General features: G+C 59.7%; 25 protein-coding genes. 8 read left to right on the top strand and 17 right to left on the bottom strand.

The window, feature by feature from the left end:
* Positions 1-6: 6 nt before the first annotated feature.
* From FFS64_RS16365 to FFS64_RS16355, 3 genes are all read right to left on the bottom strand, one after another.
* On the bottom strand, positions 7-1,110 hold the full coding sequence (locus FFS64_RS16365; protein ID WP_137806235.1) for an NADH:flavin oxidoreductase: 1,104 nt from the start codon (positions 1,108-1,110) through the stop codon (positions 7-9).
* 216 nt (positions 1,111-1,326) lie between these two features.
* Entirely contained in the window at positions 1,327-1,809 is a 483-nt protein-coding gene (locus FFS64_RS16360; protein WP_095193884.1) for a glutathione peroxidase, read from the bottom strand.
* A gap of 123 nt (positions 1,810-1,932) precedes the next feature.
* Positions 1,933-2,418 (bottom strand): peptidylprolyl isomerase, encoded by a 486-nt coding sequence (locus FFS64_RS16355; RefSeq protein WP_095193885.1) that lies wholly within the window; start codon positions 2,416-2,418, stop codon positions 1,933-1,935.
* On the opposite strand from FFS64_RS16355, the gene FFS64_RS16350 reads away from it, so the two are divergent.
* From FFS64_RS16350 to FFS64_RS16340, 3 genes are read left to right on the top strand one after another with little or no spacing between them, the layout of a single operon-like run.
* Entirely contained in the window at positions 2,387-2,713 is a 327-nt protein-coding gene (locus tag FFS64_RS16350; protein WP_137806234.1) for a DUF3565 domain-containing protein, read from the top strand. The two genes, FFS64_RS16355 and FFS64_RS16350, sit on opposite strands and share 32 nt — an antisense overlap.
* Before the next feature lie 60 nt (positions 2,714-2,773).
* On the top strand, positions 2,774-4,873 hold the full coding sequence (gene pta / locus FFS64_RS16345) for a phosphate acetyltransferase (RefSeq protein WP_137806233.1): 2,100 nt from the start codon (positions 2,774-2,776) through the stop codon (positions 4,871-4,873).
* The gene (locus tag FFS64_RS16340; protein WP_137806232.1) at positions 4,874-5,776 is read left to right on the top strand and encodes an acyltransferase; all 903 of its coding nucleotides are present in this window, start codon (positions 4,874-4,876) and stop codon (positions 5,774-5,776) included.
* A 208-nt stretch (positions 5,777-5,984) separates the two neighbouring features.
* Here the strand turns inward: FFS64_RS16340 and cysN are convergent, their stop codons facing one another.
* The 4 genes from cysN to FFS64_RS16315 form a co-directional block, all read right to left on the bottom strand.
* Positions 5,985-7,883: a sulfate adenylyltransferase subunit CysN gene (gene cysN, locus FFS64_RS16335; RefSeq protein WP_095193888.1), complete on the bottom strand. Its 1,899-nt coding sequence runs from the start codon at positions 7,881-7,883 to the stop codon at positions 5,985-5,987.
* 53 nt (positions 7,884-7,936) lie between these two features.
* Positions 7,937-8,278 (bottom strand): four helix bundle protein, encoded by a 342-nt coding sequence (locus tag FFS64_RS16330; protein WP_137806266.1) that lies wholly within the window; start codon positions 8,276-8,278, stop codon positions 7,937-7,939.
* Positions 8,279-8,336: 58 nt separating this feature from the next.
* On the bottom strand, positions 8,337-9,254 hold the full coding sequence (gene cysD / locus FFS64_RS16325) for a sulfate adenylyltransferase subunit CysD (RefSeq protein ID WP_095193889.1): 918 nt from the start codon (positions 9,252-9,254) through the stop codon (positions 8,337-8,339).
* A 253-nt stretch (positions 9,255-9,507) separates the two neighbouring features.
* Positions 9,508-10,266, bottom strand: coding sequence for a Nif3-like dinuclear metal center hexameric protein (locus FFS64_RS16315; protein WP_137806231.1), 759 nt, complete (start codon positions 10,264-10,266; stop codon positions 9,508-9,510).
* Between the two features lie 102 nt (positions 10,267-10,368).
* On the opposite strand from FFS64_RS16315, the gene algW reads away from it, so the two are divergent.
* The 3 genes from algW to FFS64_RS16300 all read left to right on the top strand — a co-directional run bounded on the left by algW (position 10,369) and on the right by FFS64_RS16300 (position 14,454).
* The gene (gene algW, locus FFS64_RS16310; RefSeq protein ID WP_137806230.1) at positions 10,369-11,529 is read left to right on the top strand and encodes a Do family serine endopeptidase AlgW; all 1,161 of its coding nucleotides are present in this window, start codon (positions 10,369-10,371) and stop codon (positions 11,527-11,529) included.
* Positions 11,530-11,616: 87 nt separating this feature from the next.
* Positions 11,617-13,722, top strand: a complete 2,106-nt coding sequence (locus FFS64_RS16305; protein WP_137806229.1) for a TonB-dependent siderophore receptor — start codon at positions 11,617-11,619, stop codon at positions 13,720-13,722.
* A 12-nt stretch (positions 13,723-13,734) separates the two neighbouring features.
* Positions 13,735-14,454, top strand: a complete 720-nt coding sequence (locus FFS64_RS16300) for a DUF4198 domain-containing protein (RefSeq protein WP_137806228.1) — start codon at positions 13,735-13,737, stop codon at positions 14,452-14,454.
* Between the two features lie 55 nt (positions 14,455-14,509).
* Here FFS64_RS16300 and hisC read toward each other — a convergent pair whose 3' ends face one another.
* The 10 genes from hisC to FFS64_RS16250 all read right to left on the bottom strand — a co-directional run bounded on the left by hisC (position 14,510) and on the right by FFS64_RS16250 (position 22,465).
* Complete coding sequence (hisC, locus tag FFS64_RS16295) at positions 14,510-15,562, bottom strand: histidinol-phosphate transaminase (protein ID WP_137806227.1); 1,053 nt, start codon at positions 15,560-15,562, stop codon at positions 14,510-14,512.
* A 2-nt stretch (positions 15,563-15,564) separates the two neighbouring features.
* Positions 15,565-16,890, bottom strand: a complete 1,326-nt coding sequence (gene hisD, locus FFS64_RS16290; protein ID WP_137806226.1) for a histidinol dehydrogenase — start codon at positions 16,888-16,890, stop codon at positions 15,565-15,567.
* A gap of 125 nt (positions 16,891-17,015) precedes the next feature.
* Positions 17,016-17,651, bottom strand: a complete 636-nt coding sequence (gene hisG, locus FFS64_RS16285; protein WP_095193897.1) for an ATP phosphoribosyltransferase — start codon at positions 17,649-17,651, stop codon at positions 17,016-17,018.
* A 128-nt stretch (positions 17,652-17,779) separates the two neighbouring features.
* Entirely contained in the window at positions 17,780-19,045 is a 1,266-nt protein-coding gene (gene murA / locus FFS64_RS16280; protein ID WP_137806225.1) for a UDP-N-acetylglucosamine 1-carboxyvinyltransferase, read from the bottom strand.
* 22 nt (positions 19,046-19,067) lie between these two features.
* Positions 19,068-19,307 carry a BolA family protein gene (locus FFS64_RS16275; protein ID WP_095193899.1) on the bottom strand — a complete coding sequence of 80 codons (240 nt, stop codon included), beginning with the start codon at positions 19,305-19,307 and terminating at the stop codon, positions 19,068-19,070.
* 114 nt (positions 19,308-19,421) lie between these two features.
* Positions 19,422-19,727 carry a lipid asymmetry maintenance protein MlaB gene (locus tag FFS64_RS16270; protein ID WP_137806224.1) on the bottom strand — a complete coding sequence of 102 codons (306 nt, stop codon included), beginning with the start codon at positions 19,725-19,727 and terminating at the stop codon, positions 19,422-19,424.
* Complete coding sequence (locus tag FFS64_RS16265; protein ID WP_137806223.1) at positions 19,724-20,377, bottom strand: phospholipid-binding protein MlaC; 654 nt, start codon at positions 20,375-20,377, stop codon at positions 19,724-19,726. The genes FFS64_RS16270 and FFS64_RS16265 overlap by 4 nt, the downstream gene beginning before the upstream one ends.
* Before the next feature lie 11 nt (positions 20,378-20,388).
* The gene (gene mlaD / locus FFS64_RS16260; protein ID WP_008054374.1) at positions 20,389-20,856 is read right to left on the bottom strand and encodes an outer membrane lipid asymmetry maintenance protein MlaD; all 468 of its coding nucleotides are present in this window, start codon (positions 20,854-20,856) and stop codon (positions 20,389-20,391) included.
* Positions 20,856-21,653 (bottom strand): lipid asymmetry maintenance ABC transporter permease subunit MlaE, encoded by a 798-nt coding sequence (mlaE, locus tag FFS64_RS16255; protein WP_137806222.1) that lies wholly within the window; start codon positions 21,651-21,653, stop codon positions 20,856-20,858. The genes mlaD and mlaE overlap by 1 nt, the downstream gene beginning before the upstream one ends.
* On the bottom strand, positions 21,653-22,465 hold the full coding sequence (locus FFS64_RS16250) for an ATP-binding cassette domain-containing protein (RefSeq protein WP_137806221.1): 813 nt from the start codon (positions 22,463-22,465) through the stop codon (positions 21,653-21,655). The genes mlaE and FFS64_RS16250 overlap by 1 nt, the downstream gene beginning before the upstream one ends.
* A gap of 274 nt (positions 22,466-22,739) precedes the next feature.
* On the opposite strand from FFS64_RS16250, the gene FFS64_RS16245 reads away from it, so the two are divergent.
* Entirely contained in the window at positions 22,740-23,714 is a 975-nt protein-coding gene (locus FFS64_RS16245; RefSeq protein WP_137806220.1) for a KpsF/GutQ family sugar-phosphate isomerase, read from the top strand.
* Positions 23,714-24,238: an HAD family hydrolase gene (locus FFS64_RS16240; RefSeq protein WP_137806219.1), complete on the top strand. Its 525-nt coding sequence runs from the start codon at positions 23,714-23,716 to the stop codon at positions 24,236-24,238. The genes FFS64_RS16245 and FFS64_RS16240 overlap by 1 nt, the downstream gene beginning before the upstream one ends.

The raw sequence follows: 24,238 nt of genomic DNA, 5'->3' as shown, positions 1-24,238 counted from the left end.
TCAGGCTTAAACCAGCGTCATCAACGCCTCACGGCTGAACGGCAGGATGTCGTCCTCACGGCCGTCGCGCACTTTCTGCGCCCAGTCCGGATCCACCAGCAGTGCGCGGCCTACCGCCACCAGGTCGAACTCATCGTTGTTCAAACGCTCCAGCAGTTTTTCCAGGCTGGCCGGTTGGGCGACCTTATCGGTATTGACCATGAACTGCAGGAACTCGCCGTCCAGGCCGACACTGCCGACGGTGATGGTTGGCTTGCCGGTGAGTTTGCGGGTCCAGCCGGCCAGGTTCAGTTCGGAACCGTCGAATTCCGGCTCCCAGAAGCGGCGTGTCGAGCAGTGGAAGATATCCACGCCGGCGTCGGACAGCGGCTGGAGAAACTCGCCCAACGCTTGCGGTGTTTGCACCAGGCGCGCGGTGTAATCCTGCTGTTTCCACTGGGAGAAACGGAAGATGATCGGGAAGCCTTCGCCGACGGCCGCGCGCACGGCTTGAATCAACTCGATGGCGAAACGCGAACGGTTGGCCAGGCTGCCGCCGTATTCATCGGTGCGCTGATTGCTGCCTTCCCAGAAAAACTGGTCGATCAGATAGCCGTGGGCGCCGTGGATTTCCACGCCGTCCATGCCGATGCTCCGGGCATCCTTGGCTGCCTGGGCGAACGCTGCGATCACGTCTTGAATATCCTGTTTGGTCATGCCGTGAACCACGACCTGACCGTCCTTAACTTTTTCCGACGGTCCGTAGCCCGGTATGCTGGCGTCCGGCTCGGTGCCGATACGGCGCACACTGCCCACATGCCACAGTTGCGGAACGATCTTGCCGCCTTCAGCGTGTACCGCGTCGACGACTTTTTTCCAGCCAGCCAGCGCCGCGTCACCGTAGAACTGTGGAACGTTCGGGTAGCCGTTGGAAGCCTTGTGACCGACGGTGGTGCCTTCGGTGATGATCAGACCAACGCCGGCTGCGGCGCGACGACGGTAGTACTCGATCACTTTGGAATTGGGTACGCCACCCGGCGAAAACGAGCGGGTCATCGGTGCCATGACGACACGGGTCGGCAGTTCGAGGGTGCCGAGGTGGAACGGTTTGAACAGGGCTTTGACGGGCATGGGGACGCTCCACGGGAATAGGCTTTATGACGGCGATAATATGGAGGCTCACACGCGCTGAACAGCACTATTGATTTGGGTGATTAAGGTTTAAAAGGCGGGTGACTGTAGGAGCGAGCTTGCTCGCGATGGTCGTCAACGATAACGCTGGAGGTCAGATGCCCCGTAGCGTTCTTGCGTTCATCGCGAGCGAGCTCGCTCCTACACAGGGGGATGTCAGCTCAGGGCTTTTTCAATCGCCTGAACGACGCTTGGATCGTCCGGCGCGGTACGTGGCGAGAAGCGCGCCAGCACACGGCCGTCCTTGCCCAGCAGGAATTTTTCGAAGTTCCAGGTAATGTCACCGGGGAATTCGGCACCCTCGCCCGCCAGCAGCTTGTACAGCTGATGACGATCGTGACCATTGACGTCCAGCTTGCTGGACAGCGGGAAGGTCACGCCATAGTTGAGGCTGCAAAACGCCTGGATCTCTTGTTCGGAACCCGGTTCCTGCCCGGCAAACTGATTGCACGGCAGGCCCAATACGCTGAAACCCTTGCCCTTGTATTGCTGGTAGAGGTTTTCCAGCGCCGCGTACTGCGGGGTCAAGCCGCATTTGGAGGCAACGTTGACCACCAGCACGACGTGCCCCTTGAAAGGTGCCAGAGGTAGCACCTGACCATCCAGGGCTGTCAAATTAAGGTCGTGAAAAGCACTCATAACGTACTCCAGATTCCCGTGTTCTTCTCGAAACAGCCACTTGGCGGTGTCGCCTGAGACAGCCGCAGACTAAAAAGGCGCCCTAGGGGCGCCTCTCCAGTCATCTGAGCTTAGCGCAGAAAATCAGTGATGATGGCCACCTTCGCCATGGACGTGACCATGGGCGATTTCTTCCTGGCTGGCGTCACGGATGGCGACGATCTTGACCTGGAAGTTCAGGCGCTGACCGGCCAACGGGTGGTTGCCGTCAACGGTGACGTCGTCGCCGTCCAGATCGCGGATGGTGACGATCTGCATCTGGCCGTCCGGAGCGGAAGCGTGGAACTGCATGCCCACTTCCAGCTCGTCGACGCCTTCGAACATGCTGCGGCTCAGGGTGCTGACCAGTTCGGCAGCGTATTCGCCGTAGGCATCTTCAGGTTCAACGGCTACGGTCAGCTCTTCGCCGACAGCCTTGCCTTCCAGAGCCTTTTCCAGGCCCGGGATGATATTGCCTGCGCCTTGCAGGTAGACCAGCGGCGCGCCGCCGGCGGAGCTGTCGATGACCTCACCAGCGTCGTTGGTCAGGGTATAGTCGATGGAGACAGCCTTATTGGCGGCGATCAGCATGGGGCGAGACCTTTTGCAAAAGAATAATGAAAGACCCAGTTTAGCGAAGCAATCGCCCGAAAGCGAACACAACCCGGACAGACGGGACGTGACGATCACAGGCTTCCATCAGGACGAGGACGGCCATTGGGTGGCCGAGCTTTCCTGCGGCCATACCCAACACCTGCGCCACCAGCCACCCTGGCAATCCCGGGCCTGGGTCATGGATCCTGCACAGCGCCTTGAAAAAATAGGTCAGCCCTTTGATTGCGGTTGGTGCGCACAAGGCATGGTTAGCGATAACCTTGGCGACTGAATTTCGGTAGATCGCCAGCCATAGGCGCTCACCATTGCCATGCTCCCTTAGAGAATCCGCATGCAAACTTTTTTTATCGCACCCACCGATTTTGGCGTGGGCCTGACCTCCATCAGCCTCGGGCTGGTGCGTACCCTTGAGCGCGCCGGCCTCAAGGTCGGCTTCTTCAAACCGATTGCCCAACCGCATCCGGGTGACACGGGGCCCGAGCGCTCCACCGAACTGGTGGCCCGCACCCACGGACTGAAACCACCGCAGCCGCTGGGCCTGGCCCATGTCGAGCGCATGCTCGGTGACGGTCAGCTCGATGAGTTGCTCGAAGAAATCATTACCCTCTACCAGCAAGCCGCCATCGGCAAGGACGTGCTGGTCGTGGAGGGCATGGTGCCGACCCGCAGTGCCAGCTATGCCGCGCGGGTCAATCTGCATTTGGCCAAGAGTCTCGATGCCGAGGTGATACTGGTGTCGGCGCCGGAAAACGAAGTGCTGACCGAATTGTCCGGTCGCGTGGAATTGCAGGCGCAGTTGTTTGGCGGCCCGAAAGACCCGAAAGTCCTCGGCGTGATCCTTAACAAGGTCAAGACAGACGAAAGCATGGAGGCCTTTGCCGCGCGCCTTAAGGAACATTCACCGCTATTGCGCAGTGGCGATTTCCGCCTGCTGGGCTGCATTCCGTTCCGGCCGGAACTGAACGCCCCGCGCACTCGCGACGTGGCCGACCTGATGGGCGCGCAGGTACTCAACGCCGGCGACTATGAAACCCGGCGCATGACCAACATCATCATTTGCGCGCGCACCATGCGCAACACCGTGGAGCTGCTCAAGCCCGGCGTGCTGGTGGTGACCCCCGGCGATCGCGACGACATCATCCTCGCCGTCAGTCTCGCGGCCATCAACGGCGTGCCGCTGGCCGGCCTGTTGCTGACCAGCGACACCCTGCCCGACCCGCGCATCATGGACCTCTGCCGTGGCGCCTTGCAGGCCGGTTTGCCGGTACTGTCGGTGAGTACCGGTTCCTACGATACCGCCAACCAGTTGAACGGCCTGAACAAGGAAATCCCGATCGACGACCGCGAGCGTGCGGAGATCATCACCGATTTCGTCGCCAGCCATCTGGACGCCAACTGGCTGCACCAGCGCTGTGGTACGCCACGGGAAATACGCCTGTCACCGGCAGTGTTCCGCTACCAGTTGATCCAACGCGCGCAGAACGCCAACAAGCGCATCGTCCTGCCAGAAGGCAGTGAGCCGTTGACCGTACAAGCCGCGGCAATTTGCCAGGCCCGTGGCATTGCCCGCTGCGTATTGCTCGCCAAGCCAGCCGACGTCGAAGCGGTCGCTCGCGCCCAAGGCATCGAACTGCCACCAGGGCTGGAAATCCTCGATCCGGACCTGATCCGCGAGCGCTACGTCGAGCCGATGGTTGCACTGCGTAAAAGCAAAAGCCTCAACGCGCCGATGGCCGAGCAGCAACTGGAAGACACCGTGGTGATCGGCACCATGATGCTGGCGCTGGATGAAGTCGACGGCCTGGTGTCGGGCGTCATTCACTCCACCGCCAATACCATTCGCCCTGCCCTGCAGCTGATCAAGACGGCGCCCGGCTGCACCCTGGTGTCGTCGGTGTTCTTCATGCTGTTTCCCGAAGAAGTGCTGGTCTATGGCGACTGCGTGATGAACCCGCACCCGAGTGCCACTGAACTGGCGGAAATCGCCTTGCAAAGCGCCGACTCGGCGGCGGCATTCGGCATCACCCCACGGGTGGCGATGATCAGCTATTCCAGCGGTGAGTCGGCTAGCGGCGAAGAAGTCGAGAAGGTCCGTGAAGCGACATTGCTCGCCCATGAACAGCAACACTCGCTGCTGATCGACGGGCCGTTGCAGTACGACGCCGCCGCCAACGAAACCGTGGCCCGGCAGTTGGCGCCGAACAGCCAGGTGGCCGGTCGCGCGACGGTGTTCGTGTTCCCGGACCTCAACACCGGCAACACCACCCACAAAGCCGTGCAGCGCAGTGCTGATTGCGTCAGCCTCGGGCCGATGCTGCAAGGCTTGCGCAAACCGGTGAACGACTTGCCGCGCGGCGCGCAGGTCGATGACATCGTCTACACCATCGCGTTGACCGCGATCCAGGCTGCCAACCGACCAATGGATGTTTAAATGCTGGATTTTCTACCTGCACCCGTGCGCGGTGTGATCGCCGCGCTGCTGTTGGCGCTGAACACGATTTTGCTCTGCTCGTTTCTGTTTTGTGTGGCGCTGGTCAAAGTGTTGCCGTTTGCCCCCACCCAGCGCTTGGCGCGCTGGCTGATGAGTCATACCCATGAAGCCTGGATCAGTATCAACAAAGGCTGGATGAATCTGGTTTGCCGCACCCGCTGGCACCTCAGCGGCCTGCAAGGCCTCGACTACCAGCACTCCTACCTGATCACCAGCAACCACCAGAGCTGGGTCGACATTCTGGTGCTGCAGTACGTACTCAATCGGCGTATCCAGCCGCTGAAGTTCTTCCTCAAGCAAGAGCTGATCTGGGTGCCGGTGATTGGACTGGCGTGGTGGGCGCTGGGTTTTCCGTTCATGAAACGCTACTCCAAGGCGTATCTGGAAAAGCACCCGGAAAAGAAAGGCAAGGACCTGGAAACCACTCGCAAGACCTGCGCGAAATTCCGTGATAACCCGGTCGGCATTTTCAATTTCGTTGAAGGCACGCGCTTCACCGAAGGCAAGCATGCCCAGCAGCAGTCATCGTTCAAGTATCTGCTCAAACCCAAGGCCGGTGGCATTGCGTTTGTGCTGGATGCGATGGGCGAGCAGCTTGAATCGATCGTCAACGTGACCATCCACTACCCGGCCGGGCGCCCGGGCTTCTGGGGCTTGCTGTGCGGGAACGTGAAGGATGTGGTGGTGCATTTCGAAGAACTGAGGATTCCGCCGCAGTTCATCGGCAAGAACTACGACCAGGACTGTGAGTACCGCTTGCAGTTCCAGGGCTGGATCAACCAGTTGTGGCAGGACAAGGACGCGTTGTTGGGGCAGATGCATCGCGAGTATCCAGCCAAGTAGGTCAGTGAATGTTCCGGCCCTTTCGCGAGCAGGCTCGCTCCCACAATGGATCTTCAGTGCACATAAAATTTGTATTCCATGAAGATCAACTGTGGGAGCGAGCCTGCTCGCGAAGACAATTTCAAAGACACAAAAAAACCCGCCGATGATCACTCATCGGCGGGTTTTTCTTGCAGCTTGAAGCTTATAGCTTGTCGCTGCTTCTATCTTAGATCGCGCCGCGTTTACGCAACAGTTCCAGCACCTGCTTGACGCCCTCTTCCAGCGACACGGACTGGGTGTCGATCACCAGATCGGCATCCAGCGGCACGTCGTACGGGAAGGACTCGCCCGGGATGTTGTCCCCGGCTGCCGCGTACAAACCTTGCGGGTCACGCTCGGCACAGACCGTTGGCGAAGCCTGGACGTAGACCGTCAGCAGACGCTCCTTGCCGATCAGCTCCCGAGCCTGTTCACGCCCTTCGGCACTCGGGGCTACGAACGCCGCCAGGGTCAGCAGACCGGCTTCGTTGAACTGACGCGCCACGTGCGCGGCACGACGCCAGTTCTCGGTACGCCCGGCGCGATCCTGTGGCAGACCTTTGTTCAGGTCGTGACGCAGGTTCTGGCCATCAAGCACGAACACCGCACGGCCCAAGTCGAACAGCTTGCGTTCAACGGCGTAGGCCAGGGTGCTTTTGCCCGCGCCCGACAAGCCGCTGAACAACACGGTGGCCGGTTGCTGGCCGAAGCGCTGAGCGCGTTCTTCGGTGGCTACGTGAGCCAGTTTGCCGTGGTGCGTGCTGGTGCCATGCGCCACCGGTTGCGCGACGATCATGCCGGCGCCGACGGTGCCGTTGGTCAGGCGATCGATGATGATGAACGCGCCGGTGGTGCGGTTGCTGTCGTAACCGTCGAGGGCAATCGGCGCGTCGAGCGCGATCTTGACCTTGCCGATTTCGTTCAACTGCAACGCGCTGGCCGGGCCCTCTTCCAGGGTGTTCACGTCGACCTTGTTGACGATGCTGGCGATGGAGCCCGGCACGTAACTGGTGGCGCGTTTGATGTCGTATTTCTTGCCCGGCAGCATCGGCTCTTCAGCCATCCACACCAGCATCGCTTCGAAGCTGTCGGTCACCGGCGGCACGTTGTCGGCGTGTACCAACAGGTCGCCACGGGAGATGTCGATTTCGTCTTCCATGGTCAGCGTTACTGCCTGACCCGGACCGGCATGTTCCAGTTCACCTTCGAAGGTAACGATGGATTTCACGCGGCTGCTCTTGCCCGACGGCAGCACCACGACTTCGTCGCCCTTCTTGACGATGCCGCTGGCCAGGGTGCCGGCGAAACCGCGGAAGTTCAGGTTCGGACGGTTGACGTACTGCACCGGGAAACGCAGGTCGGTGAAGTTGCGGTCGCCCGCCACTTCCACGGTCTCGAGAATTTCCATCAGCGACTGGCCGGTATACCACGGCGAGCGCTCAGACTTGTTCACCACGTTGTCGCCCTTGAGGGCTGACATCGGCACGAAGTGCATGCTGGTCGGCTTCATCTTCAAGCCTTCGGCGAACTTCAGGTAGTCGGCCTTGATCGACTCGAACACGCCTTGGTCGAAGTCCTTGAGGTCCATCTTGTTGATGGCGACGACGATGTGCTTGATGCCCAGCAACGAGGCGATGAAGCTGTGGCGACGGGTCTGGGTCTGCACGCCGTAGCGGGCGTCGACCAGGATGATCGCCAGGTCACAGGTGGAGGCACCGGTGGCCATGTTGCGGGTGTACTGCTCATGGCCGGGGGTGTCGGCGATGATGAATTTGCGCTTGGCGGTGGAGAAATAGCGGTAAGCGACATCGATGGTGATGCCTTGCTCACGCTCGGCCTGCAAGCCGTCGACCAGCAGTGCCAGGTCGATGTCTTCGCCGGTCGTGCCGACTTTTTTCGAGTCGCGGGTAATGGCTTCCAGGTGATCTTCGTAGATCATCTTGGAGTCGTGCAGCAAGCGCCCGATCAGGGTGCTCTTGCCGTCGTCGACGTTACCGCAGGTCAAAAAGCGCAGCAGCTCTTTACGTTCGTGCTGGCCCAGGTAGGCGAGGATGTCCTCGCTGATCAAATCAGATTGGTGGCTCATTGCATTCAAGCTCCAAGCTGTAAGCTTCAAGCGGCAAGCTTGTCGGCGTACAACTAGTCAGAAATTTTATTGATCAACCCGCTAAGCATTCTTGAAAGCTCGCGAGATTCTGAAATCCAAAGTGCCGCCAACGGTTCTCTGTTGTAACCAATTTCACTGCCAATGATTATCTGTGTGCGCAGCTCCCCGCAGGAAGCTTTGGCTATCGACAGAAATCGACATTTTTCTTTTGCAGTGAAACGTTCCATTCCCTCGACAATGTTGCTGGGAATCGAAAGCCCCGAACGAGTGATCTGACTCTTAAACGCCAGATCGCTGCATTCGGCCATTTCCTTGTAGAGGTTAACCGCTAACGATTTGGCTCTTTGCCAAACCACCAGTTTCTCGAAATCCATTTCGATAACCCGCTTTTGATTCGCTTGCAGCTTGCCGCTTGAAGCTTGCAACTGCTTCTTAGAAATAACCTTGACGTTTTTTGTCTTCCATCGAGCCTGCGCCATCGTGGTCGATGACGCGGCCCTGGCGCTCGGAAGTTCGCGTCAGGAGCATTTCCTGAATGATGTCCGTGAGGCTTTCAGCCTCGGACTCCACCGCGCCCGTCAACGGGTAGCAGCCAAGGGTACGGAAACGCACTTTCTTTTTGACGATGCGGGCTTTGTCTTCATCGCTCAGGTGTTCGAGGATGCGCTCGTCGTCGATCATGATCAGCGTGCCGTTCTTCTCGATGACATCGCGTTCGGCGGCAAAATACAGCGGCACGATCGGGATGCCTTCAAGGTAGATGTATTGCCAGATGTCCAGCTCGGTCCAGTTCGACAGCGGGAAGACGCGGATCGACTCGCCTTTGTTGACCTTGCCGTTGTAGACGTTCCACAGCTCGGGACGCTGGTTTTTCGGGTCCCAGCGGTGCTTGCTGTCGCGGAACGAGTACACGCGCTCCTTGGCGCGGGATTTCTCTTCATCGCGACGGGCACCACCGAAGGCCGCGTCGAAACCATGCTTGTCCAATGCCTGTTTCAGGCCTTCGGTCTTCATGATGTCGGTGTGCTTGGCACTGCCGTGGGTGAACGGGTTGATGCCCTGCGCAACGCCTTCCGGGTTGACGTGGGTGATCAGGTCCAGGCCCAGCTCGGCGACCATCTTGTCGCGGAAGCTGTACATCTCCTGGAACTTCCACTGGGTGTCGACGTGCATCACCGGAAACGGTAGCTTGCCGGGGAAGAATGCCTTGCGTGCCAGGTGCAGCATCACGGCGGAGTCTTTACCGATGGAGTACAGCATCACCGGGTTGTCGAACTCGGCGGCCACCTCGCGGATGATGTGGATGCTTTCCGCCTCCAGCTGTTTCAGATGCGTCAGTTTGTCGACCATGGCTACTCACGAAATCTTTCTTATGAACGGCCAGCGGGCCGTGTTCGAGCGGGGAATCCTAGCACAGCGACCGCTTCTAATCAGGGCACCGACTAGATCGAAAGGGTATATGAATATGCCTGCCCGTTTGGCCAGCGCTTGCCATCGTGGGAGCGGGCTTGCTCGCGAATGCGGTGTGTCAGTCAACACATCCGTTGAATGTTAATCCGCGTTCGCGAGCAAGCCCGCTCCCACATTTGATCTATGGTGTTCTTCAGATCGGATTCGGGCAATCGATAAAGATGTGCTCAAGGGCAAACCGCCGCGCCAGGTAATCGCCCAGCGCCTGCACGCCATAGCGCTCGGTGGCATGGTGGCCGGCGGCGATGAAGCTGATGTCGTTTTCCCGGGCGCTGTGGAAGGTTTGTTCGGAGGCTTCGCCGCTGAGGTACAAATCGACACCCGCCAGGATCGCCTGATCGATGTAGCCCTGGCCGCCACCGGTGCACCAGCCGACGCGGCGAATCATCGCGCTGCCTTCGACCAGCAATGGCTCGCGGCCCATGACCTCTTGCACGCGACGGGCGAAGTCCCGGGGCGTCATTGGGTCGTTCAACGAGCCGACCAGGCCGACGACTTTCAGATTGTCAGGATCGAGCGGGCCTTCGACAGTGATGTCGAGCTGACGCGCCAGTTGCACGTTGTTGCCGACATCCGGGTGCAGATCCAGCGGCAAGTGATAGGACAACAGGCTGATGTCGTGCTTGAGCAAGGTCTTCAGGCGACGTTGCTTCATGCCGGTGATACACGGATTTTCGCCCTTCCAGAAATAGCCGTGATGCACCAGCACCAGATCGGCGCTGGCTTCAACCGCGGCATCGAGCAAGGCCTGGCTGGCCGTGACGCCACTGACAATGCGCATCACTTGCGGCCGGCCCTCGACCTGCAGGCCGTTGGGGCAATAATCGGCAATCCTGGCGCAGTTGAGGTAACGGTCGGCTTCTTCGACGAGTGTGCTCAGGGCGACGGCCATAAAAGACTCCTAAATATCCCGTTCAGAGGCGCGCGTGGCCTCGTATAATGCGCGACATTATGGGCGGTCTCTAACCGCCTGCAACCTTTCAGGACGTGCTTAATGCTCAAGGCGCTGCGTTTTTCCGGCTGGCCGTTGTTGGCCGGCGTGCTTGTCGCTCTGTTAATCATCCAGCGTTACCCGCAGTGGGTCGGGCTTCCGAGCCTTGACGTCAACCTGCAACAAGCCCCGCAAACCACCAGCATGCAGCAAGGCCCGGTGTCCTATTCCGAAGCAGTGACCACCGCCGCGCCTTCGGTGGTGAACCTGTACACCACCAAAGTCATCAACAAACCCAACCATCCACTGTTTGAAGATCCGCAGTTCCGCCGCTTCTTCGGTGACAACTCGCCCAAGCAGAAACGCATGGAATCGAGCCTGGGCTCCGGCGTGATCATGAGCCCGGAAGGCTACATCCTGACCAACAACCACGTGACCAGCGGTGCCGACCAGATCGTGGTGGCACTCAAGGACGGCCGTGAAACCCTCGCCCGGGTGATCGGCAGCGACCCGGAAACCGACCTCGCGGTGTTGAAGATCGACTTGAAGAATCTTCCTGCGATCACTGTCGGCCGTTCTGACAATATCCGCATCGGCGACGTGACGCTGGCCATCGGCAACCCCTTCGGCGTCGGCCAGACCGTGACCATGGGCATCATCAGCGCCACCGGGCGCAATCAGCTGGGCCTGAACAACTACGAAGACTTCATTCAGACCGACGCTGCCATCAATCCCGGCAACTCCGGTGGCGCGCTGGTGGACGCCAACGGCAACCTGACCGGCATCAACACCGCGATTTTCTCCAAGTCCGGCGGCTCCCAGGGCATCGGTTTCGCGATTCCGGTCAAACTGGCGATGGAGGTGATGAAGTCGATCATCGAACACGGCCAGGTGATTCGCGGCTGGTTGGGTATTGAAGTGCAGCCATTGTCCCAGGAACTGGCCGAATCCTTTGGTCTGTCGGGGCGTCCGGGCATCGTCGTCGCCGGGATTTTCCGCGATGGCCCGGCTCAGAAGGCCGGACTGCAATTGGGCGATGTGATCCTCTCCATCGATGGCGAACCGGCCGGCGATGGTCGCCGTTCGATGAACCAGGTGGCGCGGATCAAGCCGACCGATAAGGTCACGGTGCTGGTGATGCGCAACGGCAAGGAACTCAAGCTCACGGCGGAAATCGGCCTGCGTCCACCACCCGCCCCGGTCAAGGAAAAAGAAGAGAACTAAACCTGGCCCGAGAATCTCGGGCTATTGGCAGACATTCTCATTGGACATGTTATATTGTTTCAATTACTGTAATTGGAACAACATAACATGTCGTCTCGAACAAAGGCTTCCCTCGTCGGATTCGCCTTCGGCCTGCTGGGAAATCCGCTCTTCGCCGAAGAATCCAGAACCCTCGAACTGGACGCCATCAGCGTCACTTCCGATTACGAATCCCCCACCGGCCCGGTCAATGGCTATCGCGCCACCCGCTCTTCCAGCGCGACAAAGACCGACACGGCCATCCGCGACATCCCGCAATCGATCAGCGTGATTCCTGCTAGCGTACTCAAAGACCTGGGCAGCACCAGCGTCGAACGCGCACTGGATTTTGCGGGTGGCGTTTCAAAGCAGAACAACTTTGGCGGCCTGACGCTTTACGAATACAGCGTGCGCGGCTTCACCACGTCGGAGTTCTACAAGGACGGCTTCAGCGCCAACCGCGGCTATCCGAGTACGCCGGACGTGGCCAATATCGAACGCATCGAGGTCCTCAAAGGCCCGGCGGCCAGCCTCTATGGCCGGGGCGATCCAGGTGGCACGGTGAACATCGTGACCAAGAAACCACAGCCTGGAGCCTTCACCACACTGCAAACCAGTGCCGGCAGCTGGGATCGCTATCGCACCGCGCTGGACGTCAACACGCCGCTGGATGAAAACGGCAATGTGTTGTCACGGGTCAATCTGGCGGTCGAGGACAACCACAGCTTCCGCGATCACGTCGACAGCCAGCGAGTGTTCGTCGCCCCCTCCTTCAGTTGGCAACTGAATCCCGATACCAGCCTGCTGGTGGAGAGCGAATTCGTCCGGCACAGCTCTACCTTCGACCGCGGCATCGTCGCACCGAACAATACGTGGAGCGGCGTTTCCCGTTCGACCTTCCTCGGCGAACCCAACGACGGTGACATCGACAACCACAACAATCTGCTGCAGGCCGCGCTCGAACATCAGCTCAACGACACCTGGAAGCTGCGTCTGGCCAGTCACTACAAGGAAGGCAAGCTCTGGGGTTTCGCCTCCGAGTCGCGCCCGCTGAATGCTGACGGCCATACCGTCAACCGTCGCTACCGCGAGCGTGACAACGATTGGCACGACAGCATCACCCAGCTCGAACTGCGCGGTCTGTTCGACCTCGGTGACTGGCAGCACGAACTGTTGATCGGCAGTGAGTACGAGAACTATCGCAAGGACGAGCGGGTCACGACCTTCGCTGGCGGCCCCTATGCCATCGACATCTACAACCCGATCTACGGCCAGCCGAAACCCAACGGCGCGCGCTCCGGCACGGACTTCTTCGAACACGTCGAAAGCCGAGCGCTGAACCTGCAGGATCAGATCATCTTCACCGACAAGCTGCGGGGTATGCTTGGCGCGCGCTTCGAACAGTTCGAGCAGCGCATCGACGACCACTCCCGCAGCGCCACCAGCCGCCAGCGTCACGATGCCCTGACCCAGCGGGCCGGTCTGCTCTATCAGCTGACACCTGAAGTGGGCCTGTTCGCCAATGCTTCCACTTCTTTCAAACCCAATAACGGCCTGGACGCCGCCGGCAAATCCTTCGACCCGGAAGAAGGCGTCGGCTATGAAGTCGGCATCAAGAGCGAGCTGTTCGACCAACGTTTGAGCAGCACCCTCGCCGCTTTCCATATCGAGAAGGAAAACGTCCTTGCCCTTGATCCAGGCACCGACACCAACCGCGCCATGGGCAAGGCGCGCAGCCGCGGTTTCGATTGGCAAGTCGCCGGGCAAGTCACCGATGCGGTACGGGTGATCGGCGCCTTCGCCTACATCGACGCTGAAGTCACCCAGGGCGACAAGGTCATTCCCACGGGCAGCCGAATTCTCGGCGTGGCCAAACGCAGCGGCAGCCTGTTGGGGGTTTACGAATTTCAGGACGGCCACTTGCGCGGTTCGGACGTCGGCGCAGCCTTCACTTATGTCGGCGACCGCTCGGGTGAAGCCGGTAGCGACTTCGAGTTACCCGCCTACCACACCGTCGACCTGCTCGCCCATTACAAGGCCAGTGACAACCTCGCGCTGGGCCTGAACCTGAACAATATTTTCGACGAGAAATACTTCGAGCGCTCGTACAGCAACTACTGGGTCACCCCCGGTGAGCCGCGCAATTTCACCGTCAGCCTGACACTCACTCTGTAAAAGGACGTCCCCATGCACCCTCTCAAACCCCTGGCGCTGCTCGGCTTGCTGTTCGCCACTCAGGTCTCGGCCCATGGTCTTTGGACCGAACAACGCCGCGGCAACATCGAAGTGATCTACGGCCATGGCGCTGAAGACAATGCGTTCAAGGCCCAGAAAATCAGCGGCGCCTGGGCCTACGACGGCAATGGAAAAATGACTCCGGTCACGGTGCAGCGCCTGGCCGATCACGCACGCCTGCAACCGCTGAAACCACCCGCCGTCATCGCGGTGGCACTGAACAACGGCATGTGGTCGCAAACCGCTGACAAAAAATGGATCAACGAGGGACGCAGCAAAGTGCCCGGCGCCATCGAATCCACGGAAACATTCAAGTACAGCCTGGCGATTTATCAGCCGGGGGCGAAGCTGCCGAAACTTGATCAGATCAAGTTGCTGATCCAGCCGGAGGTCGATCCGCTGACCGTCGGACCGGGTAACTCGCTGCCGGTCCGGGTGCTACTGGATGGCAAACCGGCGGCAGGCGTGAAGCTGGTTGGCGACTATCGGAACGCGCCGAACACCCTGACCACCGAATCCGACAAGGACGGTCGGGCGCAGGTGCTGGTGCGTAATGAAGGGTTGAATGTGATTTCGGCGCAGGTCGAAGTGCCGGTGAAGGACAGCGTGGATGTGAATAGCCGAGGGTTGTTCAGCTCGCTGACATTCCTGGGCGAGCCGCATCACGAGTAGTACACAAAACCTTGTGGGAGCGTGGCTTGCCCGCTCCCACAGGGTCGGGGGTGGATTAGAGGTCGCCCAGGCCGTCGATCAGTGCCTGATTCTGCTCCGGCGTACCAATCGAGATCCGCAGGAACTGCGCAATCCGCTGCTGCTTGAAGTGCCGCACGATCACGCCCTGCTCGCGCAGCTTCGCCGCCAGCCCCGCTGCATCATGCTGCGGGTGACGGGCAAAAATGAAGTTCGCCGCCGACGGCAGCACTTCAAAGCCCTTGGCCTGTAATTGCGCGATCACCCATTCACGGTGTTCGATCACCAGACGACAGGTCTTGTCGAAATACTCACGGTCCTCGAAAGCCGCCGCCGCGCCGACATTCGCCATGCGATCCAATGGATAGGAGTTGAAGCTGTTTTTGATCCGCTCCAGCGCCTCGATCAGGTCCGGATGCCCCACCGCCAGGCCGACACGCAGACCGGCCAGCGAACGGGACTTGGACAAGGTTTGTGTCACCAGCAGGTTTGGATAACGGTCGACCAGACTGATCGCCGTTTCCCCGCCGAAGTCGATGTAAGCCTCGTCCACCACGACCACCGAGTCCGGGCTGGCCTTGAGGATCTGCTCGACAGCGTCCAGCGCCAAGAGGCATCCGGTAGGTGCGTTCGGGTTGGGGAAGATGATCCCGCCGTTCGGCTTGGCGTAGTCCGCCGGGTTGATCTGGAATTGCTCATCCAGCGGCACCGCGTCGAACTGGATGCCGTACAACCCGCAGTAAACCGGATAGAAGCTGTAGCTGATGTCCGGGAACAGCAGCGGCTGATCGTGTTGCAGCAAGCCGTGGAAGATGTGCGCCAGGACTTCGTCGGAACCGTTGCCGAGGAACACCTGATTGGTCTGCACGCCGTAGTACTTGGCAACTGCGTTTTTCAGCACGTCACTGTTCGGGTCCGGGTACAGACGCAGGTTGTCATTCAGTTCGGTCTGCATCGCCGCCAACGCTTTCGGTGATGGACCGTACGGGTTTTCGTTGGTGTTGAGCTTCACCAGTTTTGCCAGTTTCGGCTGCTCGCCCGGTACGTAAGGCACCAGATTCTTGACGAACGGGCTCCAGAATTTACTCATGCTCAATTCCCCTGCTTGTCGTCAATGATGCGGTACTCGGCGCTACGCGCATGAGCGCTCAGCGATTCGCCACGGGCCAGCACCGAGGCGGTCTTGCCCAGCTCGGAAGCGCCGGCTTCGGAGCAGAAGATGATCGACGAACGCTTTTGGAAATCGTACACACCCAGCGGCGACGAGAACCGCGCCGTACCGGAAGTCGGCAATACGTGGTTGGGACCTGCGCAGTAGTCGCCCAGGGCTTCGGAGGTGTGGCGGCCCATGAAGATCGCGCCGGCGTGGCGGATCTGCGGCAACCAGGCCTGCGGATCGGCAACCGACAACTCAAGGTGCTCTGGCGCGATGCGGTTGGCCACTTCCATGGCCTGTTCCATATCACGCACCTGAATCAGCGCACCACGGCCATTGATCGAGGTTTCGATGATCGCGGCGCGCTCCATGGTCGGCAGCAGTTTGGCAATGCTAGCGGCGACCTGGTCGAGGAATGCGGCATCCGGGCTGACCAGAATCGCCTGGGCGTCCTCGTCGTGCTCGGCCTGGGAGAACAGGTCCATGGCGATCCAGTCCGGATCGGTCTTGCCATCGCACACCACGAGGATCTCCGACGGGCCGGCGATCATGTCGATACCGACCTGGCCAAACACGTGGCGCTTGGCTGTGGCGACATAGATATTGCCCGGACCCACCACCTTGTCGACCTTCGGCACGCTTTCGGTACCGTAGGCCAATGCGGCGACCGCTTGCGCGCCACCGATGGTGAACACGCGGTCGACACCGGCGATGCAAGCCGCGGCCAGCACCAGTTCGTTGATTTCACCGCGCGGGGTCGGCACAACCATGACCACTTCGGTCACACCAGCGACCTTGGCCGGAATCGCGTTCATCAGTACCGACGAGGGGTATGACGCCTTGCCGCCCGGAACGTACAAGCCGGCGCGGTCCAGCGGCGTGACCTTCTGGCCCAGCACGGTGCCGTCGGCTTCGGTGTAGCTCCAGGAGTCCTGTTTCTGCTTTTCGTGATAGCTGCGCACGCGGGCCGCTGCTTTCTCCAGGGCCTCGCGCTGCTCCACGGTAATGCGCGTCAGCGCCAGTTCCAGGCGTTCGCGCGGCAGAATCAGGTCGGTCATGGATTTCACGTCCAGGCCATCGAACTGACGGGTGAAATCCACCAGCGCCGCATCGCCACGCTCGCGCACGGCTTTGATGATGTCCAGCACGCGCTGATTGACCGAGTCGTCAGACACACTTTCCCAGCTCAGCAGGTGATCCAGATGATGCGCGAAATCCGGGTCAGCAGCGTTGAGTCGGCGAATTGCAGTCGGTGCGGTCATAGCGAGAGCCTCATAGGATTGGCAAAAAACTCAGGCGCCCGAAGCTAACATTCGATCCGCTTGGGCACCTGAGAATTCTGGCTATGAGGCGGATAGACGGCGCGCCTTGCGGGCGCGCAGGTGAATCAGCCGCGGTGTCGAGACTCCACTGCCTTGCGCAGGGTGTCGATCAACGCCTGGATACGGGCGTGCTGCATTTTCATCGAAGCTTTATTGACGATCAGCCGGGAGCTGATGGCGGCAATGAAATCCTGTGGCTCCAGGCCGTTGGCCCGCAGCGTGTTGCCGGTGTCGACCACGTCGATGATCTTGTCGGCCAGACCGATCAGCGGTGCCAGCTCCATCGAGCCGTACAGCTTGATGATGTCGACCTGGCGGCCCTGTTCGGCATAGTAACGCTTGGCAACGTTGACGAACTTGGTGGCGATACGCAGGCGGCCCTTGGGCTCGATTGCGCCGACCTTGCCGGCGGTCATCAGTTTGCACTGGGCAATCTGCAGGTCCAGCGGCTCGTACAGGCCCTGGCCACCGTATTCCATCAGCACGTCTTTACCGGCGACGCCCAGGTCGGCGGCACCATGCTCGACATACGTCGGCACGTCGGTGGCACGCACGATCAGCAGGCGTACATCTTCCTGGGTCGTGGGGATGATCAGCTTGCGGCTCTTGTCCGGATTCTCGGTCGGCACGATGCCCGCTTCAGCCAGAAGCGGCAGGGTGTCGTCAAGGATGCGGCCCTTGGACAGTGCGATGGTCAACATGGGAAACGTCAGTCCTTATCAAGGTACTCATGCCCGGTCGCAAACGGCGCCGGACACAGATCGAGGCCGTTTCCAGCCCCGATTTGAACAAAATCCTCGGGCACGTCCCTGTGCCCATACCACAGAAACTAGCCCGGAACGCGACGGATCTTGGCGCCCAGCATCTGCAGTTTCTCTTCGATGCACTCATAACCACGGTCAATGTGGTAGATGCGGTCGATCAGGGTGTCGCCTTCGGCGATGAGCGCCGAGATCACCAGGCTGGCCGAGGCACGCAGGTCGGTGGCCATGACTGGCGCGCCCTTGAGTTTTTCGGTGCCGGTGACGATGGCGGTGTTGCCTTCGACCTGGATCTTGGCGCCCATGCGGTGCAGTTCGTAAACGTGCATGAAGCGGTTTTCGAAGATCGTCTCGATCACAGCGCCGGTGCCTTCGGCAATGGCGTTGAGGGAGATGAACTGCGCCTGCATGTCGGTCGGGAACGCCGGGTACGGAGCGGTCCGCACGTTGACGGCTTTAGGCCGCTTGCCGTGCATGTTCAGCTCGATCCAGTCCTCACCGCAGGTGATTTCTGCGCCCGATTCACGAAGTTTTTCCAGAACGGCTTCAAGGATGGTCGGATCGGTGTCCTTGACCTTCACACGACCGCCGGTCACGGCAGCGGCAACCAGGTAGGTGCCGGTTTCGATACGGTCAGGCATCACTTTGTAAGTGGTGGTGTGCAGACGCTCGACGCCATCAATGGTGATGGTGTCGGTGCCCGCGCCGGAAACCTTGGCGCCCATGGCGTTCAAGAAGTTCGCCAGGTCGACCACTTCAGGTTCGCGCGCGGCGTTTGCCAGTACGCTGCGACCCTTGGCCAGCGCAGCAGCCATCATGATGTTTTCGGTACCGGTCACACTGACGGTGTCGAAGAAGAAGTGCGCACCGCGCAGGCCGCCTTCAGGGGCCTTGGCCTTGATGTAGCCGCCTTCGACGTCGATGATCGCGCCCATGGCTTCCAGGCCGCGGATGTGCAGGTCAACCGGACGCGAACCGATGGCGCAACCGCCAGGCAACGCCACTTCGGCTTCACCGAAACGGGCAACCATCGGACCCAGTACCAGGATCGACGCACGCATGGTTTTAACCAGTTCGTACGGAGCGATCAGGGTCTTGATGGTGCGCGGGTCGATTTCGACGGCCAGTTTCTCGTCGATCACCGGCTCGATCCCCATGCGACCGAACAGTTCGATCATGGTGGTGATGTCGTGCAGGTGCGGCAGGTTGGCAACGGTCACCGGACCATCGCACAGCAGGGTGGCAGCCAGGATCGGCAGGGCAGAGTTCTTTGCCCCGGAGATGCGGATTTCGCCGTCAAGACGAGCACCGCCAGTAATAATCAATTTATCCATAAGAATCTCGACGCCCTTGGGCTCAGGTGCGCTCGGCCCAGGCCGCGCTGCTGAAAAATTTCATAGTGACCGCATGGATGCTGCCATCGGTGATCCATGGGTTCAAATGGGCATAGATCTGCTGCTGACGCTTGACCGGGCTCAACGCCGCCAGTTCATCGCTAATCACGTTCAGCTGGAAATTGCAGCCTTCGCCTTCAACTTCCACCTTTGTATTAGGCAGCTTTCCTTCAAGGAAGCTCTTCACTTCTACGGCCTGCATGCTCAACCTCAATCGGCGCCCTGTGCGCGCGGGTCGGACATCATACAAAAAAGCCCCTCGCCTGCGAACCCCGCGAAGCAGGACTCTGACGGGGGGCTTCTTTATCGATGCGGGTTAGGAATGCGCCAACAGCTCGGTCAGCTCACTGACCTGAGCGATTTCGCGCATGTCTTCTGGCATATCGCGGATGCTCAGCGACTTGCCGGCCGCCTGAGCATCGCGCATGAAACACAGCAACAACGACAAACCGACGCTGCTGGACTTGGTCACCGCTGAACAATCGACCACCAGTGCCGCGGCCTTGCTTGCTTTGATCAACGCCTGCCCCTGCTCTCGCAAGCCTGGGCCGGTACGGTAATCCAGCACGCCGCTGAGCCGCAGCTCGCCGGCTTCGTCCACCAGGACTGCCGACTCACTCATTGGGTTTGTTTCTCGGTGGATTGTTCAGCGGTTTCCTTGGCCTTGGCGACTTCCCCAGCCCATCCGTTGATGGTCTTGTCCAGGTCATTGCCATTGCGCTGCATCGCATCGGCGAACTGATCGCGGAACAGCTTGCCGATGTTGATGCCGTTGATGATGACGTTACGCAGTTTCCACTCGCCACCGATCTTTTCCAGGGTGTAAGACACCGGATAAACCGCGCCATTGCTGCCTTTGACGGTCATGCCGACGCTGGTGCGCTCGCCCGACTCGTCCTTGGCAGGATCAACGGTGATGCCCTGGTTGTTGTATTCGAGCAAGGCATTGCCATAGAACTGAAACAGGCCCTTTTTGAAGTTTTCTTCAAAGGTCTTCATTTGCTCAGGCGTGGCCTTGCGCGAGTACTTGACGGTCATGATGCTCTTGGAAATACCCTCGGCATCCACGACAGGCCCGACAATGCTGTTGAGCGCCGCATAAAAATCCTGCGGATCCTGCTTGTACTTTTCCTTGTTGGCTGCCAGGTCGGCCAGCAAACGGTTGGTGGTGTCCTGTACCAGTTCGTGCGCGGAAGGCGCCGCCACGGCGTTAGCCATCAACGGCAAGGCCGCGAGTAATACCAACAGGCCACGTCGCAAGGTAGAGATCATTTAAACATTCCTCATTTGGCGTCTTTGCTAACGGTATTGAGAAGGAACTTGCCGATCAGGTCCTCGAGTACCAGCGACGACTGGGTATCGTGGATGGTCCCGCCATCCTTGAGCAGGGCTTCTTCCCCGCCCACGCTGATACCGATGTACTTCTCGCCCAGCAGGCCAGCGGTCAGGATAGATGCAGTGGAGTCGGCAGGCAGGTTATCTACGCGCTTTTCCAGTTGCATGGTCACTCGACCGGTGAAGCTGTCGCGGTCCAGATCGATTGCCGTGACCTTGCCGATGGTCACACCGGCCATGGTCACTTTAGCTCTGACAGTCAAACCGGCGATATTGTCGAAATACGCATAAAGTTTATAAGTTTCGGTGCTCGGGCTCGGGGACAGGCCGCTGACCCGCAGCGCCAGCAACAGCAAAGCCAGGATGCCAGCCAGCAAGAAAAGGCCGACACCGATTTCCAGGGTGCGGTTTTGCATCAGAAATCTCCAAACATCAAGGCGGTCAAAATAAAGTCCAGGCCGAGGATTGCCAGAGAGGCATACACCACGGTCTTGGTAGTGGCACGACTGATCCCCTCGGAAGTGGGCTCGCAGTCATAGCCTTGGAATACGGCGATCCAGGTCACGACGAAGGCAAACACCAAGCTTTTGATGATGCCGTTGAGTACATCGTCAGCAAAGGTCACGCTGTTTTGCATGTTCGACCAGTAGGAGCCTTCATAAACGCCCAGCCAGTCGACGGCTACCCACGAACCACCCCAGATGCCCACCACGCTGAAAATCATCGTCAGAACCGGCAGGGAAATGAAGCCGGCCCACAGGCGTGGGGCAATGATGTACTTGAGCGGGTCGACACCGATCATTTCCAGGCTGGACAATTGTTCGGTGGACTTCATGTTGCCAATCTCGGCGGTCAACGCCGAGCCGGCACGCCCGGCAAACAGCAAGGCCGTTACTACCGGACCCAATTCGCGCAACAGGGTCAGCGCAACCATCTGCCCTACCGCCTGCTCCGAACCGTAGCTGGACAGGATATTGAAGCCCTGCAGCGCCAGTACCATGCCGATGAAGATGCCGGAGACCACGATGATCACCAGTGACATCACGCCGACGGAATGAAGCTGTTTGACCAGAAGGCCGAAACCACCGCCGATGCCGTCACGACCGAGCAATGCGTGAAACAGGAACAGGGTCGAACGACCGAACACCGCAACGGTGTCGATTCCGGCCTGACCGAACCGACGTACGCGCTCTATTAATGAAATTCTGCGCATCAGCGGCGCTTCCCCAGGAGATCTGCGCGGTAATCCGGCGCTGGAAAGTGGTACGGAACCGGGCCATCGGGTTCGCCAGTCATGAACTGACGGATACGCGGCTCATCCGAATTCATCAGTTCATCAGGTGTGCCCTGCCCCAACACCTGCCCGTCGCCCACCACATAGATGTAATCGGCAATGCTCGCGGTCTCGGCCAGATCGTGGGAAACCACGATACTGGTGATTCCCAGTGCATCGTTGAGCAGGCGGATCAGTCGCACCAGCACACCCATGGCGATAGGGTCCTGGCCGACGAAGGGCTCGTCATACATGAGAATCTGCGGATCAAGCGCAATCGCCCGCGCCAGCGCGACACGACGCTTCATGCCGCCAGACAGCTCGTCGGGCATCAGCTCGATGGCGCCGCGCAAGCCAACGGCCTGCAATTTGAGCAGGACGATATCGCGGATCATCTCTTCCGGCAGCTGGGTGTGAACGCGCAATGGAAAGGCCACGTTCTCGAACACATCGAGATCGGTAAACAGTGCGCCACTCTGAAACAGCACGCCCATGTGCTTGCGGGCATCGAACAGATCGCTGCGCGAGAGCTTCGGCAGGTTCTGACCGTTGACCCAGACTTCGCCCTTGGTAGGTCGCAACTGCGCGCCCATCAACCGCAACAGCGTAGTCTTGCCACACCCTGAAGGTCCCATGATGCCGGTGACCTTGCCGCGGGGAATACGGATATCGACGTTATTGAAAATGCTGCGCGCACCGCGCTTGAAGGTCAGTCCCTTCAGCTCGACCGCGTAGGCGTTATCGGCACTCATCTAAACTCCTTGCGATGCAGCCTCTCACTCGGACGCCTGACTTCCTGACGAAAGCACATACTCCCGGGCGGGCCGAACTGGCGGCGAACTATATCACTGCAAACGCCACGCGCCCAAGGTCATTGCCGGACCAAGTTCAGCAATATGACCAGCAAAAAGCTTCGTTTAGAGGGATTAAGTAACAAGGAATGACAATGCGCGACGAACTTGCGTGAGGGTTTTGATCATAACCGCTATAATCGCCGCCTTTTCATCAGGCTAAACGATTTCTGACATGAGCCAATCCAGCGACCTGATTCAATCCGCCCAACGCACCATCCGCCTCGAAGTGGAAGCCGTACAAGGCTTGCTACCGCACATCGACGCAGATTTCGTACGCGCTTGCGAGATGATTCTGGCCAGCACAGGCCGCGTAGTCGTGGTCGGCATGGGCAAGTCCGGGCATATCGGCAGCAAGATCGCTGCAACCCTGGCCAGCACCGGCACCACGGCATTTTTCGTCCACCCGGCGGAAGCCAGTCACGGTGACATGGGCATGATCACACGCGACGACATCATCCTCGCGCTGTCGAACTCCGGCTCCACCAATGAAATCATCACCCTGCTGCCACTGATAAAGCGCCTGGGCATCCAGCTGATCAGCGTGACAGGCAATCCCGATTCGCCGCTGGCCAAGGCCGCCGAGGTCAACCTCAATGTGCATGTCGAGCATGAAGCCTGCCCACTGAACCTGGCGCCCACCTCTTCGACTACCGCCGCGCTGGTCATGGGCGATGCCCTGGCCGTGGCCCTACTGGAAGCCCGTGGGTTTACTGCCGAAGACTTCGCCTTTTCCCATCCCGGCGGTGCATTGGGCCGACGCCTGCTGCTGAAAGTGGAAAACGTCATGCACGCCGGGCAAGAGCTGCCACAGGTTCAGCGCGGTACCCTGCTCAAGGATGCGTTGATGGAAATGACCCGCAAGGGACTGGGCATGACCGTAATCCTTGAAGCCGACGGCAAATTGGCCGGGATCTTCACCGACGGTGATTTGCGCCGCACCCTGGATCGCACAATCGATATCCACAGCGTCACCATCGATCAGGTCATGACCGCCCACGGCAAGACCGCCCGCGCCGAAATGCTCGCCGCCGAGGCCCTGAAAATCATGGAAGACCATAAAATCAACGCGCTGGTGGTGGTCGATGGCGAGGACCGCCCAGTCGGCGCCTTGAACATGCACGACTTGCTGCGCGCGGGAGTAATGTAATGAACACGGACCTGCTGAAGCGCGGCCAACAGATTAAACTGGCGGTGTTCGATGTCGACGGCGTCCTCACCGACGGACGCCTGTACTTCCTCGAAGACGGCAGCGAATTCAAGACGTTCAACACCCTCGACGGCCAAGGCATCAAGATGCTGATGGCCGCCGGCGTACAGACAGCCATCATCAGCGGCCGCAAGACCCCGGTGGTCGAGCGGCGAGCGAAGAACCTCGGCATTCCACACCTGTACCAGGGACGCGAAGACAAACTGGTGGTGCTTGACGAGCTTCTTGGCCAACTCAACCTAAGCTATGAACAGGTCGCTTACCTTGGTGACGACCTGCCTGATCTGCCGGTGATTCGCCGCGTAGGCTTGGGAATGGCAGTCGCCAATGCCGCCAGTTTCGTGCGCGAACACGCCCATGGCATCACCCAGGCCCGCGGCGGCGAAGGTGCCGCCCGCGAATTCTGCGAATTGATCCTGCGCGCCCAGGGCCGCCTCGATGCGGCCAATGCCGCGTACCTGTGA

The organism is Pseudomonas sp. G(2018), assembly GCF_005502415.1.
Taxonomy (GTDB): domain Bacteria; phylum Pseudomonadota; class Gammaproteobacteria; order Pseudomonadales; family Pseudomonadaceae; genus Aquipseudomonas.
This window is presented reverse-complemented; position numbering and strand designations above follow the sequence as displayed.

Bases quoted from the DNA above. Each gene is read 5' to 3' on its own strand.
- pta (WP_137806233.1), top strand. From the start codon at position 2,774: ATGCAAACTTTTTTTATCGCACCCACCGATTTTGGCGTGGGCCTGACC.
- FFS64_RS16350 (WP_137806234.1), top strand. From the start codon at position 2,387: ATGGAGACAGCCTTATTGGCGGCGATCAGCATGGGGCGAGACCTTTTG.
- FFS64_RS16340 (WP_137806232.1), top strand. From the start codon at position 4,874: ATGCTGGATTTTCTACCTGCACCCGTGCGCGGTGTGATCGCCGCGCTG.
- FFS64_RS16365 (WP_137806235.1), bottom strand. From the start codon at position 1,110: ATGCCCGTCAAAGCCCTGTTCAAACCGTTCCACCTCGGCACCCTCGAA.
- FFS64_RS16270 (WP_137806224.1), bottom strand. From the start codon at position 19,727: ATGAGTGAGTCGGCAGTCCTGGTGGACGAAGCCGGCGAGCTGCGGCTC.
- FFS64_RS16245 (WP_137806220.1), top strand. From the start codon at position 22,740: ATGAGCCAATCCAGCGACCTGATTCAATCCGCCCAACGCACCATCCGC.
- FFS64_RS16250 (WP_137806221.1), bottom strand. From the start codon at position 22,465: ATGAGTGCCGATAACGCCTACGCGGTCGAGCTGAAGGGACTGACCTTC.
- FFS64_RS16330 (WP_137806266.1), bottom strand. From the start codon at position 8,278: ATGGATTTCGAGAAACTGGTGGTTTGGCAAAGAGCCAAATCGTTAGCG.
- FFS64_RS16275 (WP_095193899.1), bottom strand. From the start codon at position 19,307: ATGCAGGCCGTAGAAGTGAAGAGCTTCCTTGAAGGAAAGCTGCCTAAT.
- FFS64_RS16360 (WP_095193884.1), bottom strand. From the start codon at position 1,809: ATGAGTGCTTTTCACGACCTTAATTTGACAGCCCTGGATGGTCAGGTG.
- cysN (WP_095193888.1), bottom strand. From the start codon at position 7,883: ATGAGCCACCAATCTGATTTGATCAGCGAGGACATCCTCGCCTACCTG.
- FFS64_RS16305 (WP_137806229.1), top strand. From the start codon at position 11,617: ATGTCGTCTCGAACAAAGGCTTCCCTCGTCGGATTCGCCTTCGGCCTG.
- hisD (WP_137806226.1), bottom strand. From the start codon at position 16,890: ATGACCGCACCGACTGCAATTCGCCGACTCAACGCTGCTGACCCGGAT.
- FFS64_RS16315 (WP_137806231.1), bottom strand. From the start codon at position 10,266: ATGGCCGTCGCCCTGAGCACACTCGTCGAAGAAGCCGACCGTTACCTC.
- cysD (WP_095193889.1), bottom strand. From the start codon at position 9,254: ATGGTCGACAAACTGACGCATCTGAAACAGCTGGAGGCGGAAAGCATC.
- hisC (WP_137806227.1), bottom strand. From the start codon at position 15,562: ATGAGTAAATTCTGGAGCCCGTTCGTCAAGAATCTGGTGCCTTACGTA.
- algW (WP_137806230.1), top strand. From the start codon at position 10,369: ATGCTCAAGGCGCTGCGTTTTTCCGGCTGGCCGTTGTTGGCCGGCGTG.
- mlaE (WP_137806222.1), bottom strand. From the start codon at position 21,653: ATGCGCAGAATTTCATTAATAGAGCGCGTACGTCGGTTCGGTCAGGCC.
- FFS64_RS16355 (WP_095193885.1), bottom strand. From the start codon at position 2,418: ATGCTGATCGCCGCCAATAAGGCTGTCTCCATCGACTATACCCTGACC.
- mlaD (WP_008054374.1), bottom strand. From the start codon at position 20,856: ATGCAAAACCGCACCCTGGAAATCGGTGTCGGCCTTTTCTTGCTGGCT.
- FFS64_RS16240 (WP_137806219.1), top strand. From the start codon at position 23,714: ATGAACACGGACCTGCTGAAGCGCGGCCAACAGATTAAACTGGCGGTG.
- FFS64_RS16300 (WP_137806228.1), top strand. From the start codon at position 13,735: ATGCACCCTCTCAAACCCCTGGCGCTGCTCGGCTTGCTGTTCGCCACT.
- FFS64_RS16265 (WP_137806223.1), bottom strand. From the start codon at position 20,377: ATGATCTCTACCTTGCGACGTGGCCTGTTGGTATTACTCGCGGCCTTG.
- hisG (WP_095193897.1), bottom strand. From the start codon at position 17,651: ATGTTGACCATCGCACTGTCCAAGGGCCGCATCCTTGACGACACCCTG.
- murA (WP_137806225.1), bottom strand. From the start codon at position 19,045: ATGGATAAATTGATTATTACTGGCGGTGCTCGTCTTGACGGCGAAATC.